Consider the following 13,158-nt stretch of genomic DNA (forward strand, 5'->3'; position numbering starts at 1 on the left):
TGCCTAGAGGTCTGCGCTGACCTGTGGGAGCTGGCTTGCCGGCGATGGGCCGCGAAGCGGCCCCACGCTATCAGGCGTCCTGGTAGCTCTCGATCGACGGGCAGGCGCAGACCAGGTTGCGGTCGCCGAACACGTTGTCGACCCGGCCGACAGGTGGCCAGTACTTGCTTGCCACCAGGCTCGGCAGCGGGTACACCGCCTGTTCACGGCTGTAGCCGTGGGCCCATTCGCCAACCAGCTCCGCTGCGGTGTGCGGGGCGTTTTTCAGTGGGTTGTCGTCCTTGTCCAGGCTGCCGTTCTCGACGGCGCGAATTTCTTCGCGGATCTGGATCATCGCGTCGCAGAAGCGGTCCAGCTCTTCCTTGGACTCGCTTTCAGTCGGCTCGATCATCAGCGTGCCGGCCACCGGGAAAGACATGGTCGGGGCGTGGAAACCGAAGTCGATCAGGCGCTTGGCCACGTCGTCGACGCTGATACCGCTGGTGTCCTTCAGCGGGCGCAGGTCGAGGATGCACTCGTGGGCAACCAGGCCATTACCACCGGTGTACAGAACAGGATAGTGCTCTTCCAGGCGGCGGGCGATGTAATTGGCGTTGAGGATGGCCATTTGCGACGCGCGCTTGAGGCCGGCACCGCCCATCATGCGGATGTACATCCAGGTGATCGGCAGGATGCTGGCGCTGCCGAACGGTGCGGCGCACACCGCGCCCTGCGGGTTCTCCAGCTGCGCGTGGCCGGGCAGGAACGGCGCCAGGTGCGACTTGACGCCGATCGGGCCGACGCCCGGGCCGCCACCACCGTGCGGAATGCAGAAGGTCTTGTGCAGGTTCAGGTGCGAAACGTCGCCGCCGAACTTGCCAGGGGCACACAGGCCGACCATGGCGTTCATGTTGGCGCCGTCGATGTAAACCTGGCCGCCGTTGTCGTGGATGATCGCGCAGATTTCGCCGATCGCTTCTTCGAACACGCCGTGGGTCGACGGGTAGGTGATCATGATGGCGGCCAGGCGCTCGCGGTGTTCGATAGCCTTGGCGCGCAGGTCCTCGACATCGACGTTGCCACGGGCGTCACAGGCGGTGACCACCACACGCATGCCCGCCATGTTCGCGGTCGCAGGGTTGGTGCCATGGGCCGAAGACGGGATCAGGCAAATGTCACGGTGGCCTTCGCCGCGGCTGCGGTGGTAGGCGCGGATGGCCAGCAGGCCGGCGTACTCGCCCTGGGAACCGGCGTTGGGTTGCAGCGACACCGCGTCGTAACCGGTGGCGGCGCACAGCATGGCTTCCAGCTCGGTGGTCATCTGCAGGTAACCCTGGCTTTGTTCAGCCGGAGCGAACGGGTGCAGGTTGCCGAATTCGGCCCAGGTGACCGGGATCATTTCACTGGCAGCGTTGAGCTTCATGGTGCACGAACCCAGCGGGATCATGCTGCGGTCCAGCGCCAGGTCCTTGTCGGCCAGGCGACGCAGGTAACGCATCAGCTCGGTTTCGCTGTGGTAGCGGTTGAACACCGGGTGTTCGAGGATCGCCGACTGGCGCAGCAGGTTGGCCGGCAGCAGCGAGCCCGTGCTGGCCGCGAGGGCGGCGAAGTCCGGTTGCGGTTGGTCGCCGGCCAGCAGTTGCCAGAGCGTTTCGACATCCGCCTGGGCGGTGGTCTCGTCGAGCGACAGGCCGACGTGGCCAGCGTCGACCTGGCGCAGGTTGATGCGCTGGTCACGGGCTTTGGCATGCAGGCTGGCGGTGGCTTCGCCGGTGGCCAGGGTCAGGGTATCGAAGGCGCTGTCGCCGACGACCTGAACGCCCATGGCCTTGAGGCCGGCGGCGAGGATGGCGGTCAGTGCATGGGTGCGTTGGGCGATGCGCTTGAGGCCGGCCGGGCCGTGGTACACGGCGAACATGCTGGCGATGTTGGCCAGCAGCACCTGGGCGGTGCAGATGTTGCTGGTGGCCTTCTCGCGGCGGATGTGCTGTTCGCGGGTTTGCATGGCCAGGCGCAGGGCGGTTTTGCCGAAGCGGTCGATCGACACGCCGACCAGGCGGCCTGGCATATCGCGCTTGAACGCATCGCGGGTGGCGAAGTAAGCCGCGTGTGGGCCGCCAAAGCCCAGTGGCACGCCAAAGCGCTGGGCGCTGCCGATGGCCACGTCGGCGTCGAACTCGCCTGGCGGGGTCAGCAGGGTCAGGGCCAGCAGGTCGGCAGCCACGGCCACCAGGGCGTTGGCCGCGTGGAAGCGCTGAACCAGGTCGCGGTAGTCGAACACGTCACCGTTGCTGGCCGGGTACTGCAGCAGTGCGCCGAAGAAGGCGCTGACATCGGTCAGTTCGCGTTCGTCGCCCACCACCACGTCGATGCCCAGCGGCTCGGCACGGGTGCGCAGCACGTCGAGGGTTTGCGGGTGGCAGTGGCTGGAGGCGAAGAAGGCGTGGCTGGTCTTGTTCTTCGACAGGCGCTTGCAGAAGGTCATGGCTTCGGCGGCAGCGGTGGCTTCGTCGAGCAACGAGGCGTTGGCGATCGGCAGGCCGGTCAGGTCGCTGATCAGGGTCTGGAAGTTCAACAGCGCTTCCAGGCGCCCCTGGGAAATTTCCGGCTGGTAAGGGGTGTAGGCGGTGTACCAGGCCGGGTTTTCCAGCAGGTTGCGCAGGATCGGTGCCGGGGTGTGGGTGTTGTAGTAACCCTGGCCGATGTAGCTCTTGAACAGCTGGTTGTTGCCGGCGATGGCTTTCAGCGAGGCGAGTGCGTCGGCTTCACTCTGGCCGTCTTCAGCACCGAGCACGCTGGTGCCCTTGATGCTGTCGGGGATGACCGCGGCGGTCATGGCGTCCAGGGAGTCGAAGCCCAGGGTGGCGAGCATGGCCTGTTCGTCAGCGGTGCGTGGGCCGATGTGGCGGGCGATGAATTCGTTGGCGGTGCTGAGGTTGATGGTCATGGTGCGGTTCCTCAGGCGTCGTCGTTGGCTTTGATCAGGCGGTCGTAGGCGTCCTGGTCGAGCAGGGCGGTCACTTCGCTCATGTCGGCCGGGTTGAAGCGGAAGAACCAGCCTTCACCCATCGGGTCTTCGTTGACCAGTTCCGGGCTGCTTTCGAGCTGGCCGTTGACCTCGACCACTTCGCCGGTCAGCGGCATGTACACGCCGCTGGCGGCCTTTACCGATTCGACGGTGGACGCTTCGCTGCCTTTCTCATACTGCTGCAACTCTGGCAGTTGCACGAAGACCACATCGCCGAGGGCGTTCTGGGCGTAGGCGGTGATGCCCACGGTGACGCTGCCGTCAGCTTCGACGCGCAGCCATTCGTGATCTTCAGTAAAACGCAACTCGCTCATGGGAAATCCTCGAAAAGCAGGGCGGTAGGCGTGGTCAGCCACGCACTTGTTGGATTTCCTGTAGCAAAAATGTGGCCAATAAAATAAAACGCTTATAAATCAATGGTTTGATAGATTATCGAAATGCTCGTGAAAACGAGGCCGGAATGAAATCGATACAGAAGGTCCACGGCCCAAATCGCCAGTCGTGGCAAACCCTTATAGATACAGATCGGTGTGGGTGTGTATTGATTCCATTACGATGTATTGAAATCAATACACACACGTCATCTAAGCCTAGCGGTCGGCACCTGGCTCAGGCTGGCGACGCTTGGCGCTGTTGCAGGCGCACCGTCAGCATCCCCGACAGCGAGATCAGCCAGAGCACCAGGAACACGCCCGCGATCGCCAGGTTGGACGCCAACGGCAGCGCACTGACGATGCCCGACGCCAGCGACCCGAACACCAGCATCAGGCAGCCTTGCAGGCTTGCCGCTACGCCTGCGCGGTCGGGGAACAGGGACATGGAGCGGGCCATGGCGTTGGAAAAGATAAAGCCCTGGCCGAACGCGACAAGCATGATGCCACCCAGGATGCTGACCAGGTTCAACCCGGCGGGCATGGCGGCGATGCTCAACACACCGAGCAGGAACAACAGCATGCCCGTCCACATCAATGTGGCCGCCTGGACCCTGCGGATCAACGCGCGATTGACCAGCGTCCCGACCAGATAGCAACTGCCCACCGCCAGTGCCGTGGTGCCGAAGTATTGTGCGTCATGGCCCAGCCGCTCCTGGACGATATGCGGGCCAATCACGTTCCACAGCAGAAACGCCGAGAAACTTGCCCCCAGTACGATGACCGAAGAGCGGAAGCGCCCGTCAGCCAGGATGCACCGGTAGCCCACCAACGTTTGCATGGCACTGCGGCGGGCAGTGGCGGGCAGCGATTCCTTGAGCCCAGCCAGGACGAACGCCATCACGATCACGGCGTAGACCGCATACAGGACGAAATTGTAGCGCCACCCCAGGTAGACCTCGATCATGCCGCCCACATAGGGTGCGATGACGGGCCCGAGGCCGAACGCCAGGCTCAGGTAGATGATCGCCACATAGAAGCGCGGGCCCTTGACGATATCGACCAACAAGGCACGGGCAACCACTTGGCAGGCACCGATTGCAAAACCTTGCAGTGCGCGGGCCACCAACAGCATTTCGATGGAGGTCGAGAAGGTGGCCAGCAGGCTACCGCTGAGGAACAGCGCCAGGCCCAGGATTACTGCCGGCCTGCGCCCGCGCGCATCGGTCATGATGCCGAAAAATAGCTGGCCGATGGCATAGAACAGCAAGGTGATGGTGATGGTGTTTTGCATGAGCGACGGGCTGGCGCCCAGCTCATGCCCGATTGACGGCATGCTCGGCGCATACAGGTCGATGGCGATCCCCCCGACGCTGTTGATCAGGGGCGCAAGGAACACGATGAAATTCTCGTAACGCTTGTTTGCGTTCATGGTTACCTCCAGTGCTCCGGGCACGGCCATGCCCGGAGCCAGATGTGGTCAGGCGGATGCCTGGCAGGTGAAATGCGGCTGGCTCAGCGCCAGGGCGGGGGCATTGCCCCAGGTACTCGGTGCAGACAGGCGCGAAGCCACCACCCGCGGTCCGTGTTCGTAGTAGTTGCCCCAGTTGACGCCAGGGTCCTTGAGCCTGCTGCGGTCGGCACCGCCCAGGTCCTCAAGGGTGTCTACCAGGGGGATCAGCAGCTGCCGCACCTGCTCGGTCGCGGTCAGCACCACCAAGCCGAAATTTCGCAGGGCCAGTGTCTTGATCACGTTGTTGAGCAAGTACTTCCCGGCCCCACTGCCGCTATGGAACGAGGCGAATGCGCCCACTTCGGCAATGCGTGCCCGATCGATGTGGTAGCGCTCATCCAGGCTTTGATCCAGGTAGTACTCGCTGAACAGCTTGCCGGAATCGCCGTAGCTGATCCCCGCACAGGCGTAACCTGGAGCCCCACCGTTGGCGCCGGTCAGGCAGACGAACAGATCAGGCTGTGGCTCTGGCGTCGCGCCATAGTGCTTGAGGTAGTGGGCACGTACCGCTTCCTGCAGGCATCGGTAGCCAGGTCGGCCTTTGTAGAAATTACGCACGATGTACATGGTGGCTTCCTCAGGCGTACATCTGGTCGATGAACCGCGCTTCGATCTCGGCCCTGCGTGGCCGCCCCGTGACGGTGTAGAACTGATCACGGAAGGTGGCGATGTCAGCGATGACGCGAATCTGCCTGACCCTGGCAAAGTCGGCGAGCCGGTGCTCCAGGCGCGCCATTTCCTGGCGGACCGAGTCAGCGCAGGCGCTGCTCAAGACGATGGCGCAAGGCTCGTCCTTGCCTTCGCCCATGACGATCATGTCGTCTACCAGGGCGCTCTCTTTGTAGACGTTCTCGACCCATTCAGGCGAAATGTTGCGTGCGGTAGACAGGATGATCACGTGCTTCTTGCGGCCGGTGATGTACAGATAACCGTCGCGAAATTCGGCGATATCGCCGGTATGCAGATACCCGTCGGACAGGTCGCAGGCAGTATCGTCGGCGTTGTAGTAACCGGCGCAGAGGGTCGGCGTGCGGACCAGCAATTCACCGTCGACCAGCTTGGGTTCGATGCCATCGAGCAGTGTGCCTGCCGAGCCGATACGCCGTTGCGCCGGTGAGTTGAGCGAAATGATCGAAGAGTTCTCGCTCAGGCCATAGGCTTCGAACACCTGCACGCCGTGCGCTTCCAAGGCTTGCAAAACCGTTACCGGAATCTTCGCGCCGCCGGTGATGATGTGCGGGCGTTGTGGCCCGAACAGTTCCTCGACCGAGCAGTGCTCGAGCAGCAGGTTGGCCTCTTCCAGCAGCTTGGGCGGCAGGTACAGGAAGTTCGGCTGGTTGGGGGCTATCAACTGCAGGTACTGCCGTGCGTTGCCGCTGGCTGCGCCGTATTCGGTCATGCCTTCGGGCATGAGGGTCAAGGTGCCGCCGGACAGAATCGGGATGAACACCCCCAGCACCTGCTCGATCAGCAAACTCATGGGGACGATCGAGAAGTAGTGCAGCGGCTGTTGTGGCAGGCGCTTCATCACGTTATCGACCAGCAACCCGACGGCCTCGTCGCGGATCATCACCCCTTTGGGTTTGGAGGTGGTGCCGGACGTGTGGATGATCGAAACAATGCCGTCCGGGATGAGCTCGTCCTCCTGGCGCCATTCATCACCAATGGTCTCGTGCATGAGTTGCGCGGGGATGAAGCACGCCTTGTCCGGCAAAATAGCGTGCAGGCGACCGGCGGTTTGCTCATCGCTGACGAACACTGCCGCTGCCTTGCCGAGCAGGCTGCCGATCTGGTCGTCGGAAAACTCGATGGGCACCGGTAGCAACACACCGCCCACTTTCTGGATCGCCAACAAGGTGTACACCCACTCGTAGCAAGAGCGCATGGCGATGCCAAACACTTTGCGTTCGCAGCGGCCAACCCGCCCCTCGAGGGCACTGGCCAGTCGCATCACGTCACGGCGCAATTCGTGCAAGGTGTAGGCGCGACCGTTCATTTCCTTGATCACTACGCGGTCGGGGGTGGCGGCCAGGTAGTTCTGCATTTTTTGGCTGATCATTGGCCGATACCTCCAAGGCGGTAGCTTTGCGCGCCGAATATGCGCCGTGAGGGGTCATCCAGGCGTCGGCGACCGTGCATCACCCGGGTGTTGTCGATCACCACCAGGTCGCCCTTCTGCCAGAAGTGGCTATAGGTATTGCGGGCGGTGACTTCTTTGATTTCGTCCCAGATATCCAGGGCGATATCTTCACCATCGGCCCACGTGATAAGCGGCGGTTCATAATTGACGCTGGGGCCGAGCATTGAATTGCAAAACGCTTTCTTGCCGCTGAAGCAACTGGTTTCAACCGCGGAGATAACCAGTTCGGACGCAATCAGGTTCTGATCGATGCGACGGTAAGTTTGGCCACTGACAAGTTGATTGACGTGGTGCAAATGCTCGTCGGTAATGTCATCGATGGGCAGTTGCAGTTCAATGCTCAGAAAACGTTTTACATTGTTCCAAGGGATGCGCCGGCTGTAACGAATCTCACGGTTCTCAAAACACTTTCGGGTTTTCGAAGACAAGTCGAACAGTACGCGTTGGCCATCGCACAAGGTCGTCTCAGAGCCCACGGCTGCTGGCTCCAGGCAGTAGAACCACTGCAGGTCGGGGTTGAATGGCAAGTTACCGTTCTCACGGTGCAGCCCCATTTCATTCACCCCGGCCTCGATTTCTGCCGTGTTGGACGTGGCGGCTTTGCGGGCCGGGTCGAATGTCACGCGGGCGGAATGCGCACTGACGAAGTCGTTGAAGTCCGGCAGCGTATCGGCAAAGTCGCGGTAGATAATTGCGCCACTGTGGGCGAGGTCTTCATACAGTGTTGCACTGTTGATTGAATCGCCTACCCGCAGGTCGCGGTCGACGGCATAGATACATTCAAAACCGTAGCACGGCGTCGGTTGTCGATAGAACGGAAACACCGTGGGTTGTACGTGCGCCAGCATGACTTATTCCTCCGTGAACTGTGGGTCAGGTAGAACACCGCTACCCGATGACCTCACAGTAAGTGAAAAGAACAAGCTGCTGGTTTTAAGAAATTTAAACGCGATGGGAAAATTTAATAAAGCCGGGTCATCGTTCCGTCAACAGCGTTTGCGCCACCGCTTCGACCAGTGCGCGCAGGCTGGAAATATCCTTGCTGTCGCTGCGGTCGCGCGACCAGATCATGTCGAGGGTGAAACTGGGGAACCCCAGTGGCGGTTTGCACACCTTAAGCCCAGGCGCGATGCGCAGGTGCGGCAACAGGCGTGCGGGCAGTGCCACCGTGGCGGGCACGGCGGCCACGATATTCACGCAGGCCTGATAGCCGTTGGCGCGCACCAGCACGTTGCGTGATCGGCCAACCTTGTCCAGCCAGCTGTCGACCATGTTCTTTTCCGATATCCACGGTGTGGGGAACACATGGGGCGACGCACAGAACTCGTCCAGGCTCATGGCCTCTTCACTGGCGAGCATGCCTTGGCTGGTTACGCACACGAAATCATCGCTGAGCACGGGTTGCCACTGCAGCTCGGGGTGCATCTGGTGGTAGCCCGGGCCAAAGCCGATGGCAATGTCGATGTCGCCTGAAATCAGCCGGTCCACCGGCAGGTCACGGCTCAAGCGTTCGAGGTGCAGCGAGGTATTGCCGTGGGTACGTGACAGTACCGCCAGCGCCTGCGGCAAGAAGGACAGTTCGAAATACTCGGGCGCGCAGATGCGCCAGATCTTGCGCTGTGCTTGTGGCGAGGCGCTGCTGTCGTCCTCGGCACAGCGGTTGACGGACTCGACCACCACGCGCAGGTACGGGGCAATCTTTTCCGCTTTGGTGGTGGGTTTCAGCACCCCTTGCGACGACGAGAACAAGGTGTCGTCGAAGCACCCGCGCAGGCGCTTCAGGCAATAACTGACGGTGGGCTGGCTGACATTCATCAATTCGGCAGTCCGCTTGGCGCTGCGCAGTTCGAGCAGGTTGATGAACACCACGATGTCCTGCAGATCCAATTGCTTCAGGTAATTGCTGTGAAGCATGAAAATTCCTCCTGAATTTTCCAGTTCATTGCCTGGGCGCACCCTCACCTGGCAGATGAGCGAGCATTTGCTTCAACAGCTGAGCGAAGTGTGCTCGCTGCTCGGCGCTCAGGGGGGCCAGTACCAGCTCTTGGATCTCAGTATGGGTAAGGACGGCCTTATCAATCAATGCCTTGCCCTGTGCTGTGAGGGCCACCTGGGAGCTGCGCTTGTCATGATTGTCGGCAATGCGCTCGACCATGCCGGCGCTTTCCAGTCTCGCCAAGCGGTTGGTCATCGCGCCGGACGTTATCAGCAACGAGCGATACAGCTCGGTGGGCGTCAGGCGGTAGGGCGCCCCCGCACGGCGCAAGGTTGCCAGGACGTCGAATTCGCCCTCCTTGAAACCATACTGCGCCAGGGCTTCTGCACGCATGCGCTCCAGGTGCTTGCTGATACGCGCCATTCGGCCAAAGATTTCCATGGAGGAAACATCCACGGAAGGCATCGCCTGCGCCCACTGCGCGACGACGAAATCGACATGATCGTTCATTGCTGCACTCATCGTTCAACCTGGAAATGTGTAACCAGCGCACCTTCTGAACCCCCGCACCTTTTAACAATCTTAACGTTAAGCTATCTTGGCGCGGTGAAGCTCAAGGATCAGGAGGCAGCATGGCTTTTTTCATACATGGACAGCATCGTCACTATTATCATGACACCGGCTCCGGTAGCCCTGTACTCCTGCTGCATGGGTTGGGCAACAGCGGCAGAGCGTGGATGCCGCAGCTCAGCGCGCTGCTTGGCCTCGGGCACCGTGTCATCGTACCCGACCTGCTAGGGCACGGTGCATCCAGTGATGCACCCGAAGGCATCACCGCCCATGCCCAAGCCTTGGAGATGCTGGCGCTGCTGGACCACCTCGGGCTCGACAGCATCCAGCTGATCGGCTTGTCCCTGGGGGGCATGGTGGCCCTTGAGATGGCCTGCCATGCACCGCACGCCGTAGAGAAACTGATCGTTGCCGGCACCTTCGCCAGCATGAGCACGGCGCATCGCCGAGGGCTGCTCAGCGAGTGGGCGGCCGCCTTGGACAAGCAGGATGGTTGCCTCAAACGCTTCAAATCGAGCTGGCCTGCATTGGTGGGTGCGGACTTCGCCGCCTCGCCCGATGGTCAGCGGCTTTACCAGGCGTGGCACGCCCAGGCCGCGCAGCTGCGGGCGCACAACCAGGTCCGCTGGTGCGAGGGCATGAAGCAGTACGACCTGACTGGCGATTTGCAACGCATTCAGGCTGCCACACTGGTGCTTGCCGCAGAATTTGACCCGATCAGCCCCAGCGCCGAGGCCGAAACCATCTGCAGCAACATCGGTCACGCTCGCCTGGCCACCCTCGCTGGCGAGGGGCACGTATTCAACGTACCGCTGGCACAGGCATTCAACCAGGTAACCGGTGCGTTTCTGCAGGAGCCCCTCCATCATGTCTGATACCCCCAACAAAGCCTGTGTCGGGTTGCTGGCGATACTGATCGGCTTGAACCTGCGCCCGGTCATGGCTGCCATCGGCCCGTTGCTGCAATTGCTGCAGCACGACCTGGGGCTGAGCAATACCCAAGCCGGCCTGCTGACAACCTTGCCGGTGATGATGATGGGCGTGTTCGCGTTGTCCGGCCCCTGGCTGCTGCGTCTGGTCGGCGAGACCACGGGCGTGGCGACAGGCATCGTGCTGATTGCGCTGAGCTGCGCTGCACGCGCCTACGTCAGCACTGCCGAAGCGCTCATCGCCACGGCGGCACTGGGCGGTATCGGCATTGCGATCATTCAGGCGCTGATGCCAGCGTTCCTCAAAGGCAGCCATCCGCAAAGTGCCGGCATGCTGATGGGGTTGTTCACCACCGGCATCATGGCGGGCGCCGCGTTGGCCGCCGCCACGGCAGCACCCGGCGCGAGCCTGTTCGGCTGGCAACTGTCGTTGGGCTACGCTGCCGTCCCGGCATTGGTCGCCCTGATCGTCTGGCTGTTGCTAGCGCGTGGTACGCCTGGCGGACAGGTGGCGGCCACATTGCCCTACCGCAGCGCGCGGGCCTGGCTGCTGTTGCTGTTCTTCGGCATTGGCACTGGTGCCTACACCTTGGTGCTGGCCTGGTTGCCGCCGTTCTACATCGAGTTGGGGTGGACAGCGGCCCAGGCGGGTTACCTGCTGGGGGCACTGACCGTCACCGAAGTGCTCGCCGGGTTGCTCGTGTCATCCTTGATCCAGCGCTTTCCTGACCGCAGGCACCCCTTGGTGTTGGTCATTTTGTTGTTGATAGCAGGGTTGGCGTGCCTGATGGTCGCGCCGGTAGCGTTGGCGGCCGTGGCGACGGTATGCCTGGGCCTGGGCATTGGGGCGCTTTTCCCTCTCTCGTTGATCGTTGCCATGGACCACGCGGATTCACCGTCCAAGGCCGGCGCGCTGTTGGCGTTCGTGCAAGGTGGTGGGTACCTGATTGCCGCCAGCATGCCACTGCTCGCCGGTATCGTGCGTGACCAGCTCAGCTCATTGCACTGGGCTTGGGCGGTGATGATGATTGGTGCCTTCGTGCTGTTGGGGTTGAGCACCCTGTTGCGTCCGGTCAATAACCTTCGGGCTGTTCAACAGGCCTCATGACTTTCCGGGTATACCGTACTTGCGCAGCCGCTGCGCAATGGCGGTATGCGAGGTCTGCAGCCTGCCGGCCAATTGCCGTGTTGAGGGGTAACTTGCATATAAGCGCTGCAAGAGTTCTCGCTCGAAGTCGCCCACAGCTTGCTCCAGGCTCGCCACTTCGCCGTCCTGGCCGCGGGCCACCGAAGTGCCGGCGATGTCCAGGTCGCCAATGTCCACCAGGTTGCCTTCGCAGATGGCCGCAGCGCGGAAAATCACGTTCTGCAACTGCCGCACGTTGCCTGGCCATGGGTTGGCAAGCAGCGCCGAGTGGGTAGCTGGCGTAAGCCGGCAGGGTGGGCGCTGGATCTGCGTGCAGGCCTGCTGCATGAAGAAGTGCGCCAGCATCAGGATGTCCTGGCCACGGTCGCGCAGCGGTGGCACCTGCAGGTTGAGCACGTTGAGGCGGTAGAACAGGTCTTCACGGAAGGTGCCTTCGGCCACCATGCGCTCCAGGTCGCGGTGGGTGGCGCTGATGATGCGTACATCCACCTTCACCTCACGGTCGCCACCCACGCGACGGAAGCTGCCGTCGCTGAGAAAACGCAGCAGCTTGGCCTGCAGGTAGGGCGACATTTCGCCGATCTCGTCGAGAAACACCGTGCCTTGGTTGGCCAGTTCCATCAGCCCCGGTTTGCCACCGCGTTGCGCACCGGTAAAGGCGCCTGGGGCATAGCCGAACAGCTCGCTCTCGGCCAGGCTCTCGGGCAGCGCGGCGCAGTTCAGGGCAAGAAACGGCGCGGCATGGCGGCTGCTGATGGCATGGCAGGCGCGGGCCACGAGCTCTTTGCCAGTGCCGGTCTCGCCATGTACCAGCAAGGGTGCGTCGAGGGCCGCCACGCGCAGGGCACGGGCTTTGAGGGTACGGATGGCCGGTGACTCACCGAGCAAGGCATCGAAGCCTTCGGCGTGGTCGTGGTGCAAGGCCGACAGGCGCTCGCCCATGCGCGTCGGCGGGTACAGGGTCAGCAGGCCGCCGGCGTTGGTGATGGGGGTGGCGTCGAGCAGCAGGCTCTGGCCATTGAGCTGCATCTCGCGCATTGGCAGGTGGAAGTTGTTGTCTTGCAGGGCCTGAAGCAGGCCGTTGTCGCCGAACAGTTCACCCACCGAGCGCCCGGCCGACTCGCGCCCGCACAGGGCAATCAACGCCGGGTTGGCCAGCAGCACCAGGCCTGCGCTGTCCACCGCCAGCACCGGGTCGCTCATGGCCGCGAGCAGGGCGTCGAGCTGCAGGTGGCGGCGTTGGCCCGGGAGGATGTCGACCACATCCACCGACTGCACGCCCTGCACTTCGAACAAGGCGTCGTGCAACTCTTCGAGCACGGCGGGGCTGAGGGTCGGGGCGTCGATGTAGACGTTCGGCGGGACCATCTCCACGGCGTCCAGGTTGAGGTTGCGGGCACCGAGCAGGGCGAGGACTTCCTGGGTGATGCCGACGCGGTCGATGAAGCTGACGTGGATGCGCATGGGGGAGGCGGATGGTCATGGCCGGGGAGGCCAGTAGTATGCCTTGGGAGCAGTGTTAAACCCAATCGCCGGCAAGCCGGC

Annotated in this window: 11 protein-coding genes; 2 read left to right on the top strand and 9 right to left on the bottom strand. The window is 62.4% G+C overall.

Features of this window, described 5'->3' with window-relative positions; genetic code table 11:
• Positions 1-70: 70 nt before the first annotated feature.
• From gcvP to HU764_RS03065, 8 genes are all read right to left on the bottom strand, one after another.
• On the bottom strand, positions 71-2,926 hold the full coding sequence (gene gcvP / locus HU764_RS03030) for an aminomethyl-transferring glycine dehydrogenase (protein WP_186703517.1): 2,856 nt from the start codon (positions 2,924-2,926) through the stop codon (positions 71-73).
• A gap of 11 nt (positions 2,927-2,937) precedes the next feature.
• A complete protein-coding gene (gene gcvH / locus HU764_RS03035) occupies positions 2,938-3,321 on the bottom strand; it encodes a glycine cleavage system protein GcvH (protein ID WP_016501301.1) in 384 nt (127 codons plus the stop codon).
• A 295-nt stretch (positions 3,322-3,616) separates the two neighbouring features.
• Complete coding sequence (locus tag HU764_RS03040; protein ID WP_186675671.1) at positions 3,617-4,810, bottom strand: multidrug effflux MFS transporter; 1,194 nt, start codon at positions 4,808-4,810, stop codon at positions 3,617-3,619.
• A 48-nt stretch (positions 4,811-4,858) separates the two neighbouring features.
• A complete protein-coding gene (locus HU764_RS03045; RefSeq protein ID WP_027595641.1) occupies positions 4,859-5,458 on the bottom strand; it encodes a thermostable hemolysin in 600 nt (199 codons plus the stop codon).
• A gap of 10 nt (positions 5,459-5,468) precedes the next feature.
• Positions 5,469-6,950, bottom strand: a complete 1,482-nt coding sequence (locus HU764_RS03050) for an AMP-binding protein (protein ID WP_186675673.1) — start codon at positions 6,948-6,950, stop codon at positions 5,469-5,471.
• Positions 6,947-7,879, bottom strand: a complete 933-nt coding sequence (locus tag HU764_RS03055; RefSeq protein WP_186675675.1) for a TauD/TfdA family dioxygenase — start codon at positions 7,877-7,879, stop codon at positions 6,947-6,949. Before HU764_RS03055 ends, HU764_RS03050 begins: the two co-directional genes overlap by 4 nt.
• Before the next feature lie 127 nt (positions 7,880-8,006).
• On the bottom strand, positions 8,007-8,945 hold the full coding sequence (locus HU764_RS03060) for a LysR family transcriptional regulator (protein WP_099453027.1): 939 nt from the start codon (positions 8,943-8,945) through the stop codon (positions 8,007-8,009).
• 25 nt (positions 8,946-8,970) lie between these two features.
• A complete protein-coding gene (locus HU764_RS03065; protein ID WP_027595645.1) occupies positions 8,971-9,477 on the bottom strand; it encodes a MarR family winged helix-turn-helix transcriptional regulator in 507 nt (168 codons plus the stop codon).
• Positions 9,478-9,599: 122 nt separating this feature from the next.
• Between HU764_RS03065 and HU764_RS03070 the strand changes: the two genes are divergently transcribed.
• Positions 9,600-10,412: an alpha/beta fold hydrolase gene (locus HU764_RS03070; protein WP_186703518.1), complete on the top strand. Its 813-nt coding sequence runs from the start codon at positions 9,600-9,602 to the stop codon at positions 10,410-10,412.
• Positions 10,405-11,574 carry an MFS transporter gene (locus HU764_RS03075; RefSeq protein WP_186675681.1) on the top strand — a complete coding sequence of 390 codons (1,170 nt, stop codon included), beginning with the start codon at positions 10,405-10,407 and terminating at the stop codon, positions 11,572-11,574. The genes HU764_RS03070 and HU764_RS03075 overlap by 8 nt, the downstream gene beginning before the upstream one ends.
• Here the strand turns inward: HU764_RS03075 and HU764_RS03080 are convergent.
• Complete coding sequence (locus HU764_RS03080) at positions 11,569-13,077, bottom strand: sigma-54-dependent transcriptional regulator (RefSeq protein ID WP_027595647.1); 1,509 nt, start codon at positions 13,075-13,077, stop codon at positions 11,569-11,571. The two genes, HU764_RS03075 and HU764_RS03080, sit on opposite strands and share 6 nt — an antisense overlap.
• Between the last annotated feature and the right edge of the window lie 81 nt (positions 13,078-13,158).

It is taken from the genome of Pseudomonas kermanshahensis (assembly GCF_014269205.2).
Lineage (GTDB): Bacteria > Pseudomonadota > Gammaproteobacteria > Pseudomonadales > Pseudomonadaceae > Aquipseudomonas > Aquipseudomonas kermanshahensis.

Coding starts and splice junctions, on each gene's coding strand:
- gcvP (WP_186703517.1), bottom strand. CDS start 2,926: ATGACCATCAACCTCAGCACCGCCAACGAATTCATCGCCCGCCACATC.
- gcvH (WP_016501301.1), bottom strand. CDS start 3,321: ATGAGCGAGTTGCGTTTTACTGAAGATCACGAATGGCTGCGCGTCGAA.
- HU764_RS03040 (WP_186675671.1), bottom strand. CDS start 4,810: ATGAACGCAAACAAGCGTTACGAGAATTTCATCGTGTTCCTTGCGCCC.
- HU764_RS03045 (WP_027595641.1), bottom strand. CDS start 5,458: ATGTACATCGTGCGTAATTTCTACAAAGGCCGACCTGGCTACCGATGC.
- HU764_RS03050 (WP_186675673.1), bottom strand. CDS start 6,950: ATGATCAGCCAAAAAATGCAGAACTACCTGGCCGCCACCCCCGACCGC.
- HU764_RS03055 (WP_186675675.1), bottom strand. CDS start 7,879: ATGCTGGCGCACGTACAACCCACGGTGTTTCCGTTCTATCGACAACCG.
- HU764_RS03060 (WP_099453027.1), bottom strand. CDS start 8,945: ATGCTTCACAGCAATTACCTGAAGCAATTGGATCTGCAGGACATCGTG.
- HU764_RS03065 (WP_027595645.1), bottom strand. CDS start 9,477: ATGAACGATCATGTCGATTTCGTCGTCGCGCAGTGGGCGCAGGCGATG.
- HU764_RS03070 (WP_186703518.1), top strand. CDS start 9,600: ATGGCTTTTTTCATACATGGACAGCATCGTCACTATTATCATGACACC.
- HU764_RS03075 (WP_186675681.1), top strand. CDS start 10,405: ATGTCTGATACCCCCAACAAAGCCTGTGTCGGGTTGCTGGCGATACTG.
- HU764_RS03080 (WP_027595647.1), bottom strand. CDS start 13,077: ATGCGCATCCACGTCAGCTTCATCGACCGCGTCGGCATCACCCAGGAA.